This window comes from Curtobacterium pusillum (genome assembly GCF_013359865.1).
GTDB lineage: Bacteria > Actinomycetota > Actinomycetes > Actinomycetales > Microbacteriaceae > Curtobacterium > Curtobacterium pusillum.
In genome coordinates, this window is the sequence record NZ_JABMCE010000079.1 from 28,425 (window position 1) to 48,989 (window position 20,565).

14 protein-coding genes are annotated in these 20,565 nt (G+C 69.0%); 2 read left to right on the forward strand and 12 right to left on the reverse strand.

Going from position 1 to position 20,565, the window contains the following annotated elements; all coding sequences use genetic code 11:
• Positions 1–50 precede the first annotated feature (50 nt).
• From HP507_RS10695 to HP507_RS10730, 8 genes are all read right to left on the reverse strand, one after another.
• A complete protein-coding gene (locus tag HP507_RS10695) occupies positions 51–983 on the reverse strand; it encodes a carbohydrate ABC transporter permease (protein WP_271207300.1) in 933 nt (310 codons plus the stop codon).
• Positions 980–2,011 carry a carbohydrate ABC transporter permease gene (locus HP507_RS10700; RefSeq protein ID WP_175351775.1) on the reverse strand — a complete coding sequence of 344 codons (1,032 nt, stop codon included), beginning with the start codon at positions 2,009–2,011 and terminating at the stop codon, positions 980–982. Before HP507_RS10700 ends, HP507_RS10695 begins: the two co-directional genes overlap by 4 nt.
• Before the next feature lie 3 nt (positions 2,012–2,014).
• Positions 2,015–3,340, reverse strand: coding sequence for a sugar ABC transporter substrate-binding protein (locus tag HP507_RS10705; RefSeq protein WP_217508700.1), 1,326 nt, complete (start codon positions 3,338–3,340; stop codon positions 2,015–2,017).
• Between the two features lie 269 nt (positions 3,341–3,609).
• Positions 3,610–4,164: a DUF2231 domain-containing protein gene (locus HP507_RS10710; protein ID WP_175351777.1), complete on the reverse strand. Its 555-nt coding sequence runs from the start codon at positions 4,162–4,164 to the stop codon at positions 3,610–3,612.
• A 65-nt stretch (positions 4,165–4,229) separates the two neighbouring features.
• Positions 4,230–6,398, reverse strand: coding sequence for an ATP-dependent Clp protease ATP-binding subunit (locus HP507_RS10715; RefSeq protein ID WP_175351778.1), 2,169 nt, complete (start codon positions 6,396–6,398; stop codon positions 4,230–4,232).
• Positions 6,399–6,446: 48 nt separating this feature from the next.
• A complete protein-coding gene (locus HP507_RS10720; RefSeq protein WP_175351779.1) occupies positions 6,447–7,856 on the reverse strand; it encodes an MFS transporter in 1,410 nt (469 codons plus the stop codon).
• 87 nt (positions 7,857–7,943) lie between these two features.
• Positions 7,944–8,219, reverse strand: coding sequence for a twin-arginine translocase TatA/TatE family subunit (gene tatA, locus HP507_RS10725; RefSeq protein WP_376985038.1), 276 nt, complete (start codon positions 8,217–8,219; stop codon positions 7,944–7,946).
• 138 nt (positions 8,220–8,357) lie between these two features.
• Positions 8,358–11,021 carry a glycoside hydrolase family 2 protein gene (locus HP507_RS10730; protein ID WP_175351780.1) on the reverse strand — a complete coding sequence of 888 codons (2,664 nt, stop codon included), beginning with the start codon at positions 11,019–11,021 and terminating at the stop codon, positions 8,358–8,360.
• Between the two features lie 250 nt (positions 11,022–11,271).
• Here HP507_RS10730 and HP507_RS10735 point away from each other — a divergent pair, with 250 nt between their 5' ends.
• Positions 11,272–11,670 (forward strand): pilus assembly protein CpaE, encoded by a 399-nt coding sequence (locus HP507_RS10735; protein ID WP_175351781.1) that lies wholly within the window; start codon positions 11,272–11,274, stop codon positions 11,668–11,670.
• A gap of 61 nt (positions 11,671–11,731) precedes the next feature.
• Here the strand turns inward: HP507_RS10735 and HP507_RS10740 are convergent, their stop codons facing one another.
• On the reverse strand, positions 11,732–15,046 hold the full coding sequence (locus HP507_RS10740; RefSeq protein ID WP_175351782.1) for a DUF7507 domain-containing protein: 3,315 nt from the start codon (positions 15,044–15,046) through the stop codon (positions 11,732–11,734).
• Between the two features lie 701 nt (positions 15,047–15,747).
• Between HP507_RS10740 and HP507_RS10745 the strand changes: the two genes are divergently transcribed.
• Positions 15,748–16,578, forward strand: coding sequence for an aldo/keto reductase (locus HP507_RS10745; protein ID WP_175351783.1), 831 nt, complete (start codon positions 15,748–15,750; stop codon positions 16,576–16,578).
• 53 nt (positions 16,579–16,631) lie between these two features.
• Here HP507_RS10745 and HP507_RS10750 read toward each other — a convergent pair whose 3' ends face one another.
• The 3 genes from HP507_RS10750 to HP507_RS10760 form a co-directional block, all read right to left on the reverse strand.
• Positions 16,632–17,711 (reverse strand): right-handed parallel beta-helix repeat-containing protein, encoded by a 1,080-nt coding sequence (locus tag HP507_RS10750; RefSeq protein WP_175351784.1) that lies wholly within the window; start codon positions 17,709–17,711, stop codon positions 16,632–16,634.
• A 288-nt stretch (positions 17,712–17,999) separates the two neighbouring features.
• Positions 18,000–19,151 (reverse strand): class I SAM-dependent methyltransferase, encoded by a 1,152-nt coding sequence (locus HP507_RS10755; RefSeq protein ID WP_175351785.1) that lies wholly within the window; start codon positions 19,149–19,151, stop codon positions 18,000–18,002.
• 35 nt (positions 19,152–19,186) lie between these two features.
• Positions 19,187–20,266 carry a right-handed parallel beta-helix repeat-containing protein gene (locus tag HP507_RS10760; protein WP_175351786.1) on the reverse strand — a complete coding sequence of 360 codons (1,080 nt, stop codon included), beginning with the start codon at positions 20,264–20,266 and terminating at the stop codon, positions 19,187–19,189.
• Positions 20,267–20,565: the final 299 nt, after the last annotated feature.

The window sequence follows — 20,565 nt, forward strand, 5'->3', positions numbered from 1 at the left end:
AAGACGCCCCGTCCCGCCGGAGCGAGACAGGGCGTCCGACGTCGATGACGTCAGCCCTTGACGGCCCCCGCGGTCATACCGCTGACCAGACGCCGCTGCACGATGAGGAAGAACACCACGACCGGTATCGAGAACAGCACGCTCGCGGCCATCAGGCCGCCGAAGTCCGTGCCCTTGTTCGTCGAGAACCCGGCGAGCCACACCGGCAGCGTGTACATCCCCTGGTCCTTGAGCATCACGTACGCGGTGAGGTAGTCGTTCCACGCCGCGATGAAGGCGAAGACGCTCGTCGCGATGACGCCGGGCATCACCAGGGGGAACAGGACGCTCCAGAGGATCCGGAGCGTCCCGGCGCCGTCGACCTTCGCCGCTTCCTCGATCTCGACCGGAACGGCGACGAAGAACCCGCGCATGACCCAGATCGAGAACGGCAGCACGCTCGCGACGTACGCCAGGATCAACCCGATGTAGCTGTTGAGGAGCCCCAGGGACTGGAACGACAGGAACAGCGGGATGAGCAGGGCACCCGACGGGATCATCTGCACGAAGAGGATGGCCACGAGGATCGCCCGCCGCCCGCGGAACCGGAAGCGCGAGAGTGCCGCCGACGCCAGGAACCCGACGACGATCGACAGCAGCACGGCCGCGACCACGACGATCGCGGAGTTCCGCAGGTACACGAGGAAGCCGTCCTGCGTGAGCGCGCGGGTGAAGTTCTCGAGCGTGGGACGCAGCGGCAGCCAGATCGGCGTGAGCGTGGTGACCTCGTCCGAGGGCTTGAACGCCGTGTTCACCATCCAGTAGATCGGGAACACCCAGATCAGGCAGAACACGACGGCGATGGTGTTCGCCAGGACGCGCGGCTTCCGCTTGCGCGCACGAACCGGCGCGGTCGGCCTGGAGGCGCGGCTCGCCCCCGCGACGTCGGGTTGCGTCTCCGACGCGGTCGCCCCGGTCACACCGGGGGTCGTGGTGGTCGTCACAGGTCCTCCTCACCGCTGCGGACGAGCCGGCGGATGTAGTAGCTCGTGAGCACGCCGAGGATGAGCGTCGAGATGACGGCGATCGCTGCGCCCTGCCCGTACGCGTTCGACACGAAGGACTTCACGAAGGTCCAGATGCCGAGGGTGAGCGTGGTGTCCTCCGGACCGCCCTTGGTGAGCAGCCAGATCTGGTTGAACACGTTGAAGTCCCAGATGACCGAGAGGATCGTCACGAGGAGCAGCGTCGGCACGAGGGCCGGGAGCGTGATCGCGCGGTACATCGCCCACGACGAGGCGCCGTCGAGCGAACCGGCTTCGTAGTACTCCGGCGCGATCTGCGACTGGGCGGCGTACAGCGTCAGGGCGACGAACGGCACCGCCTGCCAGATCACGAGGGACAGCACGATGGTCAGTGCCTGCCCGGGGCTCGACGCCCAGTTGTCCTGCGTGTGGTCGCCGAAGACCCCGAGCTGGGTGATGAGCCAGTTGAGCACGCCGTAGAAGGGCTGGAAGAGCCACTGCCACACCAGGCTCGACGCCACGTTCGGCATCGCCCACGCCAGCACGAGCACGACGCTGACGACCGTGCGCATCACGACGCCGAGCCGGGTGAGCAGCTGCGACACCGCCATCCCGATGCCGATGGTGCCGACGACCATGGCGCCGGTGACGAGGATCGTCCGGAGGATGACGGGCCAGAAGCTCGGGTCGGCCAGGACGTTCGTGTAGTTCGTGAACCCGGCGAACCCGGCCTGCCCGGTGAAGATCGCCCGCAGGCCGTAGTCCTGGAAGGAGATCACCAGGAGGCGGACCAGCGGGTAGACGACGAGTGCGAGCAGGAGGATCGCGGCGGGCGCCAGCAGCACCAGCGGCGCCCGCGAGGACGTGAGCGACCGGCGACCGGCACCGCGCCCGCCGCCGCGCGGACCCGAGCCCGCGGGGCGGAGGCGCAGCGCCGTGCCGGTCCGCCGCCGGGTGTCCGGCTCGGCCGCAGCCGAACCGGACACCCGCTCCGCAGTGGAGGTCATCGACTACTGCTGCGCGTTGAGCGCGGACGTGAGGTGCTTCGAGAAGCCCTCGGCGGCCTGCTGCGGCGTCTTCCGACCGGTGGCGATGTCGGCGAACATCGTCTGGAAGGTCGAGTCGCCCTCGATCGTCGCCCAGCCCGGCGTGGCCGGGGTCGGTCGGCTGGTGGACGCCGCCGCGAAGTACGGCTTGTGGAGTTCGTCCACGTCACCGGCCACCGCGTCGAGCAGCTGCGTCGAGTTCGGCTCCCAGCCGTCGACGCCGAAGACCTGGTCCTGTTGGAACTTCTTCGAGGTCAGGATCTTCGTGTAGTAGAGCGCGAGGTCCTGGTTCTGCGACTTCGACGGGATGCCGAGGTCGGAGCCGCCCAGGAACACGGGCTGCGTCTTGCCCTCGGTCGAGGAGGGCATCGGGAACGTGCCGATCTGGTCCTTGAGCTCGGGCTTCGCCGTGGTGATCGAGCCGATCTCCCACGCCGACCCGAGGATCGCAGACGTGTTGCCCTGCGCGAAGACGTCGGACTCGGCCGGCTTGTCGGTGTTGATGTCCTGCGTCGACTTCGCCGAGTAGGTGTTCTGGAAGTCCTTCCACGCGGTGAGGCCCTTGACGGCGTCGGCGGAGTCGATGGCGCCGGTCCACTTGCCGCCCTTCTCGGTCGCGATCTGCCCGCCAGCGTCCCACACCCACTGCAGACCGCCGTACCAGTACTGCCCGGGCATGTAGAACGCGGAGAAGTCCGCCTGCGGGTTCTTCGCCTTGACCTTGTCGAGGTCGGCGGTGAGCTCGTCGTAGGACTTCGGGACGTCGGTGACCCCGGCATCGGCCCAGGTCTTCTTGTTGTAGATGACCGCCCGGTTGCCCGCGAACAGCGGCGCGCCGTAGAGCTTGCCGTCGACCGTGGCCGGTCCTTCGAGCCCGGAGAGCCAGGTCTGCCCGTCGGCCAGTTCCTTCTTGTACGGCGAGAGGTCCATGAGCCCGCCGGTCGCCGCGTACACGGGTACCTGCGTGTTGCCGAGGTCGACCACGTCGGGGGCGTCCTTCTGGGCGAGCGCCGTCGTGAGCTTGGTCGTGATGCCGTCCCACTGCTGGAGCTGGAGCTTCACCTTGGCGCCGGTGGCCTTGGTGAACTGCTTCTCGGCGACGTCGAGGATCTTCGGGCTGAGGTCGCCGTTCATGATCCAGACGGTGATGGTCTTGCCCTTGCCATCGGGTGTGCCGATGGACTTCGTGCCGCCGTCGGAAGCTCCGTTGCTTCCGGCGGAGCACCCGGTGAGGGCGAGCGCGCCTGCGAGGGCGAGCGCACCGAGTGCGGCGAAACGCGTGCGTGTCACGTTGACTCCCTTGGTCCGACCTTTATGAAAGGACGTTGCGTATTGGCAAGTGAAGACCTTCGGAGTCCCGTTGTCAACCATCAATCAGACCCTTGTGGATGACTGTGATCCGCATGTTTCCGGGGCATCACGGATGTCGAACGGATTCACACGCACGCTTGACGAACTGGTCATGACCAGGCATGATCAGCACTCCATTCGGCGCATGACGAAACGGCGCGGCGCCGACCACGTGGGCCGGCGCCGCGCCGCTGGTTCCGCAGGGTCGCTCAGGCGTCGAACGGCACCTCGCCGTCGCGGCTGACGCCCGCGCGCTGCCGGTACGCGAGGTGCCCGCCGAGGTACCCGCCGACGCTGACGACCGTGAGGCCCGCGAACGCGAGCAGCTTGCCCGACCCGTGGTTCCCGCGCTTCCGCTGCATCCACGACAGCCCGTACAGCGTGACGCCCGTCCAGTTCACGGCCTGGTGCACCCATCCCGTCCGGAGCTGTTCCCGGTCGAGCTCGGACCAGTCGACGTACCCGGCGACCGAGGCGCTGCCCGCCGAGACGAGCCCGACGCCGACGAGCGTCTTGGCCGCCTTCGCGTTGCCCTTCCCACCGACGAGGTCGAGCACCGCCGCCGAGATCCAGGCACCGAGCGGGACCTGCACCATGAGCGGGTGCAGCGGGTGCCCGAACGGCACACCGTGCAGCAGCTGCCGCAGCGCCTTCGGCCGCGCGAGAGCCCGGACGAGGGAGCGTTCGGCGTCGACTGCCTTGTCGAGCACGCCCGCGTGCTCGAGGGAGTCGGTGAGGCGACGGAGTGCGCGGATCTCAGGCATGCCCTGGAATGTAGGCCTGGAGGCGCGACCCGGTCCCAGGGACAGTGTCGCGCCTCCAGAAGGGGCTACTCCTCGACGATCTCCGCCAGCTCGAACGGCTCGACCGTCAAGTCGTCGCCGCTCGCGGCGACGTCGACGCGGACCGTGTCACCGTCCCGCACGTCGCCCGCCAGGATGGCCCTGGCGAGCCGGTCGTCGATCTGCCGCTGCATGAGCCGGCGCAGCGGACGGGCGCCGTACACCGGGTCGTAGCCGCGCTCGGCGAGCCAGGCCCGGGCGTCCGGGGTGACCGCCAGCTCGAGCCGACGGTCCGTCAGTCGACGGGCGAGCCGGTCGACGTACAGCGAGACGATCTGGCCGAGGTCCTCCTCCGTCAGCGCCTCGAACACCACGATGTCGTCGAGCCGGTTGATGAACTCCGGCCGGAAGGCCTGCTGGACGAGCTCCCGGACCGCCTCTTCACGCTGGACGCTGCTCAGCGACTGGTCGGTCATGAACTGCGACCCGAGGTTCGACGTCAGGATGAGGATCGTGTTCCGGAAGTCCACGGTCCGGCCCTGCCCGTCAGTGAGGCGCCCGTCGTCGAGGACCTGCAGCAGCACGTCGAAGACCTCGGGGTGCGCCTTCTCGATCTCGTCGAGCAGCACCACGGAGTACGGGCGACGCCGGACGGTCTCGGTGAGCTGCCCACCGGCCTCGTACCCGACGTACCCGGGCGGGGCCCCGATGAGCCGTGCGACCGAGTGCTTCTCGCCGTACTCGCTCATGTCGATGCGGACGAGGGCCTTCTCGTCGTCGAACAGGAACTCGGCGAGCGCCTTGGCCAGCTCGGTCTTGCCGACGCCGGTCGGGCCGAGGAACAGGAACGAGCCCGTCGGCCGGTCCGGGTCGGAGATGCCCGCGCGGGTGCGGCGGACGGCCTCGGACACGGTCGTGACGGCACTGCGCTGCCCGATGATCCGCCGGCCGAGCTCGTTCTCGAGGTGCAGGAGCTTCTCGGTCTCGCCCTGCAGCAGGCGCCCCATCGGGATGCCCGTCCACTGCGCGATGACGGCGGCGATGTCCTCGTCGGTGACGCTGTCGTTCACCATCCGGTCGGCCTGCTCGGCCTGCTCGGCGGCGGCGAGTTCGGCCTCGATCCGCGGCTTCTCGCTGTACTCGATACGGGAGACCAGCTCGTAGTCCGCCTCACGCTGCGCGCGCTGGGAGCGCATGTTGAGGTCGTCGAGCTGCTGCTTCAGCTCACCGATGCGGTTGAGGTTCGCCCGTTCGGCCTGCCAGCGCTGTTCGAGTTCGTCGAGCAGGGTCTGACGGCTCGCAAGTTCGGCGCGGAGGGTCTCCAGCCGTGCCTTCGAGGCCTCGTCCTTCTCCTGCTTCAGCGCGAACTCCTCGACGCGCAACCGGTCCACGGTGCGCTTGAGTTCGTCGATCTCGACCGGGCTGGAGTCGATCTCCATGCGGAGCCGGCTCGCCGCCTCGTCGATGAGGTCGATCGCCTTGTCGGGCAGCTGGCGCCCGGAGATGTACCGGTTGCTCAGGCTGGCCGCCGCGACGAGGGCGGTGTCGTTGATCGTCACCTTGTGGTGCGCCTCGTACCGCTCCTTGAGGCCACGGAGGATCGCCACAGTGTCCTCGACGCTGGGCTCCCCGACGAAGACCTGCTGGAAGCGCCGTTCGAGCGCGGCGTCCTTCTCGATGTACTCGCGGTACTCGTCGAGCGTCGTCGCCCCGATGAGCCGGAGCTCACCGCGGGCGAGCATCGGCTTGAGCATGTTGGACGCGGCGACGGAACCTTCGCCCCCGCCGGCGCCCATGAGCGTGTGCAGCTCGTCGATGAAGGTGATGACCTGCCCGTCGGAGTCGTTGATCTCCTTGAGCACGGCCTTGAGCCGCTCCTCGAACTCGCCGCGGTACTTCGCGCCGGCGATGAGGGCGGACATGTCGAGCGACACGAGCCGCTTGTCCTTGAGGGAGTCGGCGACGTCACCCGCGATGATGCGCTGGGCGAGTCCCTCGACGACGGCGGTCTTGCCGACGCCGGGCTCCCCGATGAGCACGGGGTTGTTCTTGGTGCGGCGCGTCAGCACCTGGGAGACGCGCCGGATCTCGGCGTCGCGCCCGATCACCGGGTCCAGCTTGCCGCTGCGGGCGATCGCGGTGAGGTCGACGCCGTACTGCTCGAGGGCGGTCTTCTGCTCCTCCTGCGAGTCAGGAGCGCCCTGGAGGTTCGCCATGCGTTCCGTCCTTTCGTTGCGTTGGTCCTGTAGTTGAGTCTACTCCACTCAACTTGCGCTGGCAGCACCGTATTCCGCTCGTGCGTTCCGGATCCCGAGGGCGCTCACGGCCGCACCGGCGAGCAGCAGGAGCGCCATCACCACCATCGCGCGGTGCAGCCCCGCCACTCCCACCCCGCCCCCGAGGACGACACCCGCGAGCGCCACCATCACGAGGCCGGCGATCCTGGCGATCGCGTTGTTCACGGCTGAACCGGCCCCCGCCTCCGACTGCGGCACCGACCCCAGGACTGCACTCGTGAGGGGCGTCACCATGAGGGCGAGGCCGACACCGATCAGCACCAGTCCGGGCAGCACCGACCACCAGTAGCCGACCGGCTCGTCACCGGCGACGAGCATCAGGAGCGCGCCGACGGCTGCGATCGCCGGACCCGCCGCCATGAACCACCGCGGACCCCATCGCCCGGCGACGGCCCCGACCGTGGTCGAGAGGAGCAGGAGCATCACCGTCGGGGGCAGCGTCGCGATGCCGGCGACCCAGGCGGGGAAGCGCCAGACCTCCTGCAGGAACAGCGTCACCACGAAGAAGACCATCCCGAGCGCACCGTAGATCGACAGGGTCGCGAGGTTCCCGACGGTGAAGTTCCGCGCCCGGAAGAGCTCGAGCGGCACGAGCGGCGCCGCCGTCCGACGTTCCCACGGCACGAACGCCACGAGCGCCGCACCGCCGACGACCAGCGCGGCGACGACGACCGGCGCACCCCACCCCAGCCGCTCCTGCTCGATCAGCCCGAGGACCACCCCACCGACGCCGACCACGGCGAGCACCGCACCGACGACGTCCACCCGCGCCCGCGGCCCCACCCGGACCTCGGACGAGATCCGCCGCACGAGCGGGATCGTCACCGCGATCGGCACCGCCGTCAGCACGAAGATCCAGCGCCACCCGATGCCGTCGACGACGAGCCCACCGACCACCGGGCCGAGGATCGTCGACGCGCTCGACCACGCCGTCCACGCGCCGATCGCCTTCGCCTGCGCCGCTCCGCGGAAGGCCGCGACGATGAGGGCGAGTGCACTCGGGGTGACCAGCGCACCGCCCACACCCTGGAGCGCCCGGGCCACGACGAGCACCTCGCCCGTCGGAGCGACCGCGCACGCGACCGAGGCGAGCCCGAACACGACGAGCCCCCACGTGACGATCCGGACCCGACCGAACAGGTCGGACAGGCTCCCGGCCACGAGGATGAGCGAACCGAGGGTCACGAGGTAGGCGTCGACGGTCCACTGCTGGACGACGAGACCTCCGCCGAGCTCGTCCCGGACGGCGGGCAGCGCCACGTTCACGACGCTCGAGTCCAGCCCCACCACGAACGACGACAGGATCGCCACGACCAGCACGACCCGACGATCGTCACGGAGCGGTGCCGCGGCCGCAGGCACGGACGGGATCGTCATGTGCTCATCCTGCGCCCTCCGGCACGCATGGCGAAGCCCCCGGGACCGGACGGGTCGCGGGGGCTGCCGACAGGACGGGGCTGGGTCCTAGTTGCGGGAGTCCGAGTGGGGCTGGACCGAGGGGCCCGGGTTGACGACCGGCTGCGCCGTCGGCTCGGTGCCGGTGCTCTGCACGGTCGTGTTCTGGACGCCGGCGTCGGTGCCGTTCGGCTTCTTGTCGCTGTCGCCCATCTCCTTCTTGAAGATGTTGATCGACTGCCCGAGGCCCTTCGCGAGAGCCGGGAGCTTGGTCGCGCCGAACAGCAGGATGACGATCCCGAGGATGATCAGCAGGTGAACGCCGCCGAGGTTTCCGAGCATCATGACTCCTTGATCTGGAACTGGTCGCCGTCCTGGTGTCGTCGTCGACGCGTGCGGCGGAAGTCCGTTGAGTCCCCATGGTAACTCGGCCAGCCCGGGAATCCCAGGCCGGCCGCGGGAACGGACACCGTTCGCACAGACTCAGCGGGTGAACAGCCGGTCGAGGCTCCACATCACGGGCTCCTCAGCCAGCGCCGGAACGTCCTCCGGCGTCACGCCGAGCACCCGGAACGGCACTCGCTCCCCTGGCAGCAGGGTCATGAACCCGCGATCGACGGCACCGTTCTCGGCGATCCGGTCCGGCTGGACGAGCAGATCGCGCACGAGCGTCTCGGCCTCGACCACCAGGTCCACGCCGATGACCGTGCCCGACTCGTCCGTGACCGGGGTCGTCTCCGTCCGGTACCGTGCCGGGGTCCAGCGCAGGTCCTTGTCGGGCGCCGGGGTCCACACGGCGCGACGCCAGTCCATGTCCGCCACGACGAGTTCGTTCGTCGGGTCGTCGACCACGCCGACGGACTCGGGCAGGGCCACCACGGCGACCCCGGCCCCGGACAGGTGGACCGGCAGCGTGACCTCGGCCAGCACGGCGCCCTCGAGCGTGATCCGCCGCACGCGTACGACGCTGTCATGGCCGGCGCGGGTGGACCGGACGGCGACCTCGATCGGAGCGTTGCCGAACGCTCCCGGCGACACCCCGAGCGACAGCGTGTCCGCCAGGTCACCCAGGTCAGCCGTCTCGGTCCCGGAGGCCGACGACGCAGGGTGATCCGCGCCTCCAGTCCGCTCGACCGACGCACTGAACGAGGTGACCGGTCGGATCGTCAGCAGCACGTCGTCGTAGAGGCGGCGCAGCTCGTGCGCGAGCGGCTTCAGCCGCCCCGCCGAGTCGATCGCCGACCACGACGAAACCGGCCACAGGTCGTTGAGCTGCCACACGACGACGCCGGTGTTCCGGGGCCAGTGCGTCCGCCAGTGCTCGACACCCGTCGCGATGGCGCGCGTCTGCTGCAGCTGGGTGAGGTAGTGCCAGCGGTCGAGGTCGGCGTCGTCCACGGAGCCGAACCGCGGCTCGAGTCCGCGCGCGAGCTTCGCCATCCCGTCCGCCGCCTTCTGGTGGTGGACGACGCCCGGGGAGTCGACGCGCAACGGCTCGTCGGTGACGGCGTCGCGCAGCGTGCGCCACGCCGGCGGCGCCTGCCAGCCGAACTCGGACACGAACCGCGGCACCGAGTCGCGGTAGTGGTCGTCGGACAGCCGGTTCCAGACGTCCCACGAGTGGTGCGTCTCGTGGTCGACGTCGTTCGCGAACAGCGACTCGGACCCCGACCACGGCGAGGCCACCGTGTAGAAGCGCGACGGGTCGACCGCGTCCACGATCGTCGGCAGCAGGTCGAGGTAGTAGTCGAGTCCCCACCCGCGGTCCCCGAGCTCGTCGGCCCAGCCGTCCACGTCGTGCAGCCAGATGTTCTCGTTGTTGCCGTTCCACAGCACGAGCGAGGGGTGGCGCGCGAGCCGGGCGACGTTGTCGCGGGCCTCGGCGATGACCTCACTGCGGATCGGCTCGGTCTCGGGGTAGGCCGAGCACGCGAACGGGAAGTCCTGCCAGACGAGCAGCCCGAGTTCGTCGCACACCTCGTAGAAGTCGTTCGACTCGTAGACCCCGCCGCCCCAGACGCGCACGAGGTTCGCGTTGAGGTCGACGGCAGCGTTGAGACGCGACGTGACGCCGGCTCGAGAGACCCGGGAGACGATGACGTCGTCGGGGATCCAGTTCACCCCGCGCACGTCGATGAGGGTGCCGTTGACGTGGATGTCGAACGGCTTGCCGATGCGGTCCGCGGTCGTGTCGATCCGGGTCGAGCGGAACCCCGTGCGGGACGTCTGACGGTCCAGCACTTCGCCGTCGACGGTCTGCAGCTCGACGACGACGTCGTACAGGTCTTGCGCGCCGTAGCCGCGCGGCCACCACCGCTGCACCTCCGGCACCCGCACGGTGACCACGGTCTCGTCGTCCTTCGGTGTCAGTTGGGCACGAGAACGCTGCTTGGTGTCGTGACCGCTCACCGTCACCACGAGGACCAGGTCGTCGTCCTCGCCGTCCTGGTCGAGGTCGTTCATCCCGGACCGCTCGACGGTGATGTGCGCGTCGAGCACGCCCTCGCCGGCCTCGACGTCGACCAGCGGCCGGACCTCGCGGAGCCGCGCGGTCGACCAGCGCTCGATCGCCACCGGACGCCACGGCCCGCTCGTCACCGCCGTGAGACCCCAGTCCCACCCGAAGTTCGACGCCATCTTGCGCACGTACGGGAAGGGTTCGTCGTAGGGCCCGGGCATGCTCCCGGCCTTCGCCGCCACGCGTCCGGCCTCGCGGTAGGGCGACTCGAACAGGATCTCGAGCGTCTTGCTCCCCCGTCCGAGGCCACCGGTGCTGTCCCGGGCGTCGAAGCGGTAGCGACGGTGCATGTTGCGCGTGGTGCCCACCACGACGCCGTCGAGGCTGAGCTCCGCGACGGTGTCGAGTCCGTCGCACACGAGGTCGACGCGCTCGAAGCCCCTCGGGTCGACGTCGACCGTGCGCTGGTACGACCAGTCGGCCCGTCCGACCCACTTGCCGGCGTCCTCGTTCCGGTCGAACGTCGGATCGGCCAGCAGCCCCTCGCGCTGCAGGTCGGTGTGCACCTGGCCCGGAACCGTCGCCGGGATCGTCCGGCCCGCGATACCGTCCGGCGCCCCCGCCGGCAGGGCGTCCCCGGCGATCGTCACGGTCCAGTCGTCGCGGAGTTCCTCGCGTTCGAGGGTCATGCGGGTCCTTCTCTGGGCGGACGGGTTGGTGCCCACCTCGGTCGGGACGCCGGCCGGCGGCCCGCCTCGAGGTCGGTCCTTCGGCCTGGAGGCGCGGCACCGGTTGCCCGGGCGTCGTCGCGTCGCGCGCGCGGAACGCTGGTGCGATCGCGCGTTGGGGTGCTCCGCGATGCTAGTACGGCTTGCTTTCCGCAACCTATGTGGCTCGTGCTCGGTGACAGGCTTTGCGGGTTCGTGCAGGGTGGGAGGCGTGATCACCACTGCTCTCGCCCGCTCCCTGCGCGATGCCGGCCTTCGTTGGCACCCCGCGACCGGCGACCGGTTCGTCATCGACAAGCCCGGCGTCGACGACGACGTGTACACCGTGTCGGAGATGACCGTCGAGCGGCACGACTACCCCAGCGGCACCGTGCTCGGGTTCAACGGGACGACCGAGTGGGCGCTCGATTCCGTGTCGGCGTCCGAGTCGCTGTGGCTGCCACGGGAGGACCAGCTGCGAGAGCTGCTCGGACCGGCGTTCGAGTCGCTGTCGGCGGGGTTCACGGTGGTGGCGACGATCGATGGGCACTCCCGTTCCTTCACGTCGGTCGACGCTGCGGACGCCTACGGTCAGGCGCTGCTCGCGTACATCACCGCCGCGCTCGCGTAGCGGAACACCCCCGCTCCCGATGGGGTCGGAAGCGGGGGTGTTCCTGTTTCGCCGCCGCGGGTCAGGCGCGGTGGCGGCCCTGTTCGTCGTCCTTGCGGCGACGCTGGATCCAGATCAGCAGCACTGCGCCAGCCAGGAGCAGGACGATGCCCGCCGGCAGGACGACCTGCGTGATCTCGGACCCGGTGAACGCGAGTTCGATCGGAGCCGGCTCGGCCTTGACGGTGGTCCGGACCTCGGTGGAGAACACCCACACCGGCTTGTTCGTCGTGGCGACCGGCTCGGTCGTCTCCGTGTCGAGCGCGGTGACCGTGTTCTCGGACTCCGACTCGGCACCGGTCTGACCGGTGGTGGCCTCACCCTGCGAGGTGGAGTCGCCATCAGCACGCGCGACCTGGCCCTTGACCTGCCCGAGCATCACGACGGTACCCTCGGCCGCTTCGGCCTCCGTGACGGTGTGCGCATCCGTGGTCATCGCCGTCGTGCGCTCACCCGGCTGCAGGATCGCCTGCTCGACGTCCACCGCCGGCATGTCCTCCATGTGCTGCACGGCGTTCACCACGAGGTTGCCCGTGTTCGCCACCGAATACCGCACCCAGACCTTGTCTCCCGGGCGCAGAGCGCGGTCCCCGTCGAGGACGACCATGTCACCCTCGCTGTCCTGGACCATCGGCTCGGACGTGACGTCGAGCACGCTCTTGGCATTCAGCCCGACCCGGACCTCGTCACGGTCGTTCACCGTGTCACCGCCGGGGCCGTCCGCGTCCAGGACCGCTGCGACCGTGACCTGGCCGTGGTCGATGTCGCCCTGCGTCAGGACGTACTCCGGCACGACGCACTCGATCGACTTCCCCGGTGCCACGCCCTCGGCGATGCACTCTGCCGACAGGTCCGCCAGCTCGATGACCTCGGCGCGGGTGTTCGTCAGCGTCACGTTGCCCGTGTTCGTCGCCCGGACGCTCACCGCGACCCGGTCACCGGCGCGCGGAGCACCGTGCTCGGACTCGGACTCGGAGTCGGACTCGGCAAGGTGCGCGACCACGACGGCCTCGACCGCGGGAGCCTGCTCGATGCCCGCTCCGGTCTTCGCGTCAGCCGTCACCGACTGACCGTTCGCACCGACCGCGGTCGCCGTGACCGCGAAGTCGACCTTGCCCGCGTCGATGTCGCCCTGTGTGAGTACGTACTTCGACAGCGTGCAGTCCGCGGACTTGCCCGGCGCGAGCGACTTCGTGGCGCAGGTCACGACCATGCCGTCACGGCCCTCGACCGAACCGGCGAGGTCACGAACAGTCACGTTGCCGGTGTTCTCGATCGTGAGGCGAACCGTCGCAGTGTCACCGGCGAACGTGTGCTCGGCGGCGGTCTCGTCGAGCTCGGCCGTCGCGGTCGTCTCGATCGCGGGAGCCCGGACGATCGTCAGCGTCGTGTCGGCCGTAGCCTCGACCCGCTCACGGTTCGCACCCGTCGCAGCACTCGTCACGTCGAACCGGACTCCGCCGGCGTCGACGTCGCCCTGGGTCAGCGTGTACTCGGAGACCACGCACGTGACTTCCTCACCCGGAGCGAGCTCGTCCGACGGGCAGTCGACCTCGAGGCCGTCCCGGTCAGCGACCTGACCGCGAACACCGGTCACGGTCACGTTGCCCGTGTTGCGGATCGTCATCTCGACCGTCGCGGTGTCACCGACCAGCGGCACCTCGTGCTCGTTCGCGTCGAGGACGCTCGTCGCGCTCATCTCGATCGCCGGCACCCGAGCAAGCTCCACCGACACATCGTCCGACGCACTCGCCGTCCGGCCGCCCGGTGCCGCGGCGGTCACCGTGACCTCGAACCCGACCTCGCCCGCGTCGATCTCGGCCTGCGTGAGCACGTGGTCGGCGATCGCACACGTCACCTCGGCTCCCGGAGCGAGCACACCCTCAGCACATTCGACGTCCAGCTCACGACCGCCGACCTCAGCGGCGAGTTCCCGCAGCGTCACGTTGCCGGAGTTCCGCACTGCGACGTCGAGCGACACCTTGTCGCCAGCCTTCGGCGCATCGTCATCGTTCGTGAGCGCCGCCGTGGCCACCGCGACCACTCCGTGCTGACGGTCGACGGTCACCGATGCCGAATCGGCACCCGCGACCTTCTGGTCCTTCGGTCCCGTCGCGGTCACGTCCGCATCGAACTCGATCGCGCCGTTGTCGACGTCGTCCTGCGTCAGCTCGTACGGCGGCAGCATGCAGTCGACGGTCGCCCCCGGCGCCAACGGGCCAGTCGGGCACTCTGCCAGGAAACCTTCACGATCCGCGATCGCCCCAGCGACTTCAGTCAGCGTGACATTGCCGGTGTTCTTCACCGACAGCACGAGGGCGACCTCGTCACCCGCCGCCGGAGTCTTGCCGGCAACGTTGAGGGTGGGCGACAACGTCACGCCCACCGCAGGTGCCTGCACCTCGGTCCCCTGAGTCGCCCGCGCCTCGGCACTGACCGCGTTCGCAGCGGAGTCCACGCCGGTGACCGTCGCGGTGAAGCCGACCGAGCCCGCGTCGACATCCGCCTGGGTCACCTTGTACGAACTCGTCACGTCACACTCGATCGAGGCGCCGGGCGCCAGCGATGGGACGTCACATTCCGCCGCGAGGCCCTGCTTGTCGAGTTCGACGGCGAGGGCTCGGACCGAGGCGTTGCCGTCGTTCGTGATCGTCAGCGCCAAACCGATCTCGTCGCCGACCCCCGGCTCGCCGTCCACGACCGGCGAGAGCACTGCGGACACCGCGCCCTGCCGCTCGAAGTCGACAGTGGCTTGTGATGCAGCCAACGTGACTGCGGCACCCGACGGGGCTGTGCCGGTCGCAGCGCTCTGGAACACGATCTGCCCCGAGTCGAACTCGTCCTGGGACACGATGTGCTCGAACGAGCAGTCCGTCGAAGCTCCCGGAGCCAGCTCATCGGCACCGCAGGCACGCTCCCGCCCGCCGACCATCGCCACGAGGTCGGACAGCGTGACATTTCCGTCGTTACGGAGCGTCGTCGTCACGGAGACTTTCGACCCCGCGGTGGGGACGGAACCCGTGGCCGAAGTCACGGTCGTGCCCTCGGCCTTCGCCGTGATCTTCGACGACGCCGAGGCATCGGGAAGCTCAAAGGCGACGTCCCGAGGCGTCCGCGCCGACCCGATCAGAGTGGCTTCAAGCTCACCGTCATCGATGTCGGCCTGCGTCAAGGTCTGCTCGGACTCGCAGGTGATCTCCCCGCCAGCGTCGACCATCGCGGGGTCACAGGCGATGTCGACGTCGTTCGACAGTTCGATCTCGATGTCCCGGAGGCGCACGTTGCCCGAGTTTCCGATGGTCGCGGACCAGCGCGCCGTGTCACCGGCGGTGATCATGCCGTCCTCGTCTCGGTCTGCGACCTCGACGAGGAGCGACGTCTCCGCCGCCGGCTCCTCCGGAATTGCATACACAACGTCGACCGAGGTGGCGATGAGGTCCTGAACGCCACCCTTGCTGGCGTCACCGAGATAGTGACGATCCGCCGGTGCACCCGAGTGTTCAACGCGGAAGGTGAAGAACCCCTCATTCGTGACCTCCGCACGGAACTGCAAGCAACCGCTCCCGTCTGCAACCGGGATGTGTGAGAGAGATGGCGCAGTAGGCGATTGGCTAACAGGGACACAAGTGCCGTCGACGACCACTGTTGCGAGTGCTCCCGGCGCCGGGTACGTCACCACGCCCGGCTTCGCGACGGTGTCGCGCCAGCTTGAACCACTGACGGCGAGGTAGGTCGACTTCTTCGAGTTCTGCAGCGGGCCGGTGATCGTGTCACCTTCAGTGCGAACAGACGACGGTTCAGGCGCGGAGGCGCCAGCCGCGAGGGCGACATCTCCGACGACGAGCGAGCCGACCAGAGCGGCCGCCCCGGCGGGCAAGAGCGAGAGGCTCCGAGTAGATCGGCGCACGAGTACCTCCAGGAACGGGTTGGTTGTCCGTATTAGTATGTGACATATGAATACTAACCGCAAGTCCATCACCATCACCGGATCAAAAAGCCGTGGAATGTTCGCCGGTCATCCTTTGGTTGACTCGGACCATGACCGTTCCGAACATCACCCTGAACGACGGCAAGACCATCCCGCAGCTCGGGTTCGGCGTCTTCCAGATCAAGCCCGAGGACACGAAGGCAGCGACGCTGACCGCACTCGAGGTCGGCTACCGCCACATCGACACCGCCGAGATGTACGGCAACGAGAAGGAGGTCGGCGAGGCCATCGCCGAGTCCGGGATCCCGCGTGAGGAGGTCTTCGTCACCTCGAAGCTCAACAACGGCTTCCACGACCCGGCGCTCGCCACCGAGAACGGCAAGAAGTCGGCCGACCTACTCGGCGGCTACACCGACCTGTTCCTCATCCACTGGCCGCTGCCCACCGTCTCGGACTTCGTCCCGACATGGAAGGCCTTCGAAGAGCTCTACCACGCCGGCACCGCGCGGAGCATCGGCGTGAGCAACTTCCAGGCGCACCACCTCAACCGTCTCCGCGACGAGGCCACGATCACCCCGGCCGTGAACCAGATCGAGGTACACCCGTACCTCGAACAGGACGCCCTCCGTGCCCACAACCGGGAGCTGGGCATCGCCACGGAGGCCTGGTCCCCGATCGCACAGGGCCTCGTGCTGGACGACGAGACGATCACGCGCATCGCACGTGCGCACGACAAGACGCCGGCGCAGGTCGTCCTCCGTTGGCACATCCAGCGCGGCGACATCGTGTTCCCCAAGTCGGTCACCCGCGCCCGGGTGGAGGAGAACTTCCAGATCTTCGACTTCGAGCTGTCGGCGGAGGACATCACGGACATCACGGGTCTCGACAAGGGCCACCGGACGGGTCCGGACCCGGACACGTTCGACTACGTCCCCGCCTAGTCAGCGGGACGATGGAGGCGGCGACCGCGCCGGAGCGCGGCCGCCCCGGTCGTTCACTCCGAGACGGTCGCACCACCCCGAGCGACCTGCACCATCGCATCGTTGAACTCGTTCTCGCGCACCGTGAAGACGTTCGGCGCGCTCCCGAACCGCACGGCCACGCGGAGGCGGGGATCAGTGGCTCGGAACCGGTTGCCGATGATCGCTCCGTCATTGACCCCGTGGACGACGTTGATGCCGACACTGGTTCCCGACACCCCCTCCACCACGTTGTCGTGGATCGCGATCCTGCTGTTCGAGTGCGGGAGCGCGATGGCACTCATGATGCTCTCGACGATCGTGTTCCCGGAAACGGTCGTGTCCTCGGAGAGCTTGACGACGATCGCACCCTCGCCGGAGCTCCCGGCGCCGCCGCGGACGGTGTTCGAGGAGATCGATCCCCGGGCGCGCTCCCGCGTCGACCCGACGGTGGTACCGGCTCCGCTCATGATGATCCCGGCACCCGGTTCCAGGTCGAGATCGCGCACCACGTCGTTCTCCTCGATGAGGACGTCGCGCGGTGCCCCGAGCGTTTCCATGCGGTCGGCCGGATCCTTGCTCGGCACCGCGGCGATGCCGACTCGGCAACCGATGACCGTGTTCCCGCGGATCTCGATGTCCTGTCCAGCGTGCGTGTCGATGCCCTCCCAGTTCCGGACGTTCTCGACGTGGTTGCGGAGGACACGGATCCCGGAGGAGCGGCGCGCGATCGACATGTCCCGGGTGGCGTCACGACCGAGCGCGATGCCGTAGGAGTTCGGCCTGCCGGCCGGCTGCAGGATGTCCTCGATCCGGTTGTCCTGGATCATCCCGTTCCGCGCGCCGGTCGTCATCACGCCGCTGTAGCCGGTCCGGGAGATGCGGACGCCCGTGACGTCGAAGTCGTCGTAGTACGCGATGTAGACACCGTCGTGGGGCAGCTCCCGCAGCTCTCCCCCGGTGACCATGCCGCGACCAAGCGGGCGCTCCGGCGTTCCGAGGAACGCGATGCCCCGCCCGGTCCCGCCGGTCGTCGCCCCGGCACCGGTGATCACAGGCCGGTCCACCCACACGTGTGAAGCGGTGACCCGGAGGGCATCCTCATCGGTGGTCATCCTGATGGATCCCCCGTCGAAGCGGATGGTCACCGGACGGGTCACCCGCAGGGAGCGACTCCGAACCCAGTGGTCGCGGATGGTGATGATCCCGTAGTCGGGCAGCGCGTGAAGCTGGTCCTGGAGATCGGTTCCGGCTGGCCCCGTCCGGACGTCGCCTCGGGCTCCGAGTCCCGTGACAGCCAGAGACAGCGCGGCGGTGCTTGCGGCCAGCAGCGTGCGGCGCGAGACGTTCGTGGGCAACAGGGGTCTCCTCTCGTGAAGCAGGAGGAGGCTACATATTGCACATCAGCATACGCTCCGAGAAGCGGTGACGGTGAACTTCGCCGTTCGCGCGATCTGCCGGGTCGGCCCGACGAGCCGTTCGAGGACCGGGCGGTACCGCAGGTGCGAGTTCCAGACACACCACAGTTCACCGCCGGACTGGAGGATCGTGGCCGCGTTCCGGAACATCGCCTCGGCCGCGTCCGTGGTCACGGTGGTGTCCACGTGGAACGGCGGGTTGCAGAGGACGAGTTGGGCAGACCCCTCCGGCAACTCGTCGCCGGCGTCGGCCCGTGTGGTCTGCACGCGATCGGCAACACCGTTCGCCGCCGCGGTCGCGCGCGTGGACAGCACGGCGATCTGGGACACGTCGGTCGCGAGCACCTGGAGCGCGGGGCGGCGGAGTGCCATCGCGGTCGCGATCACCCCGTTGCCGCAGCCGAGGTCCACAGCTGTCCGGGCATCGGTCACGGCGCCGTCCACCACGTCGAGCAGCACCCTCGTGCCGAGGTCGAGCGACGTCCCGGCGAAGACTCCGCCGTGTGCGACCAACGTCATGCCGAGTTCGTCGACGTGCACGGACCGCGGCCAGGGATTCGTCGCGTCAGCCCGCGTCGCGGATGCCCGGAGTGGATCCTGGGCGATGAGCAGCCGCGACTTGCCCCGTCCCCGAGATGCGGTGACCTCGCCGAAGTACCGGCGCAACACATCGTTCTGGGAGAGCGACATGTGCTTCATCACCCCGCCGCAGAGCAGGACGACGTCGGGCGCTGCGTACCGGGCGACCGCACGGCTGATCTCGTCGAGCCGGTCGTTCGACTTCGGCAGGCGGAGCAGCACGAGGCGCGTGTCACGGAATGCCTGCTCGAGCGTGTCCGGGTGGTGGAAGCCCCGGCGACCGAAGGTGCCGGCGTTGGCTTCGAGCGCCCGCACGCCGACGAGGGAATCCTGCACGACGCGCACGTCCGATGCACCGTGGAGAGTGATCGCGCCGAGCGTGAGCACCCCGTAGCGGTCGTCGACGACGGCGACCTCGCCGGGCTGCCGGAGTGCGTCGCCGTGCACGTGTGGGGCCTCATCGAGGATGAACCGGTCCGTGCCGTCGATCGCGATGAGGTCGGGCTCCCCCCGGTCGTCGTTCCGCCGGAACTGCTCGGCGAAGTCGAAGGGGCTCACGCGGACAGGCTACCGAGCCTGGCGCGCCCGAGTGATCACGAAGAGATGGTCGCTCCGCCCGGAGCCACCTGGACGGTGGCCGTACCGTAGCTGTTCTGCCGCACCGTGAAGGCGCTGGGCAGGGGCCCGAACCGCACGGCGACGCGGAGCGTCGGCGAGCTCGGCTCGAACCGGTTCCCCGTGATCGCACCGGAGTTCGCTCCGTCGATGACGTTCACTCCCATGCCGCTCCCGCTCACGTTCCGGACGGTGTTGCCGGACACCTCGATGCCGTCGTTCGAGTGCGGCAGTGCGACGGCGGCGGTCCCGCTGTCGACGATCACGTTGTCACGCACGACGAACCCACGGCTCAGCTTGACGAGGATCGCCCCTTCATCGGCACCGCCTCCCCCGCCACGGACCGTGTTGGCCCCGACCGTTCCGGTTGCCCGTTCCCGCGAGGAGCCGACGGTCGTTCCGGCGCCGCTCACGACGATCCCCGGACCGGGCTGCGCTCCGGGGGCCTTCGTGATCTCGTTCCCCTCCACCACGAGACGGAGCGGCGCTGCGGCCGTTTCCGTGCGGTCTCCGGGGTCCTTGCTCGGTACGGCAGCGATGCCCACGCGGCACCCGGACACCACGTTGTCCCGGATCTCCACCTGATCACCGGCATGGGTGTCGATGCCTTCCCATGCCGGCACGTCCGAGACGCGGTTCCGGAGCACCCGGACCCGCGCGGACCGGCGCGTGATGGAGACATCCTGTGTCGCATCGCGGGAGATCGAGATGCCGTAGGAGTTCACGCGCCCGGCAGGCTGGCGGATGTCGGAGATCACGCAGTCCTGTACGACACCATCGACGCCTCCGATGACGAGCACTCCGCTGTAGCCGGTGCGCGTGATCTCCGTGCGGCTCACGTCGAACCCGTCGCAGTACGCGAGGTGGACTCCGTCGTGGGGCAGGTCCCGCAGCCGGCCCCCGATCACCGACGCCGATCGGATCGGTGCCCCTGGCGTTCCGAGGAACACCACGCCACGTCCGAGTCCGCCACCGTCCGCCCCGGCTCCCGAGACGTCCGGGTCGACGATCGAGACCTCGGACGCAGTGACGACGATTGCGTCCTCGGTCGTCGTCATCCGGATGGCACCCCCCTCGGAGAATCGGATGACCACAGGCCTGGTCACGCGCAACGGTTCGGACCGCACCCAGTTCGAGTCGATCAGGAGGGTACCGCCAGACGGAACGGCGTCGAGCCGACTCTGCAGCGCGTCACCTTGCACGTGCACCCTCGTCGGTACGGCTGCCGCGCCGACCGCGACCACGCCGAGCGTCATCCCGGCCGTAACGAACGCCCTGCGCGTCACACGCTGCCGTTGCTCCATGCGCCTCCCATCGACCGCTCGTGAGCCTACATGTCGTGTTCCACGAACAACAA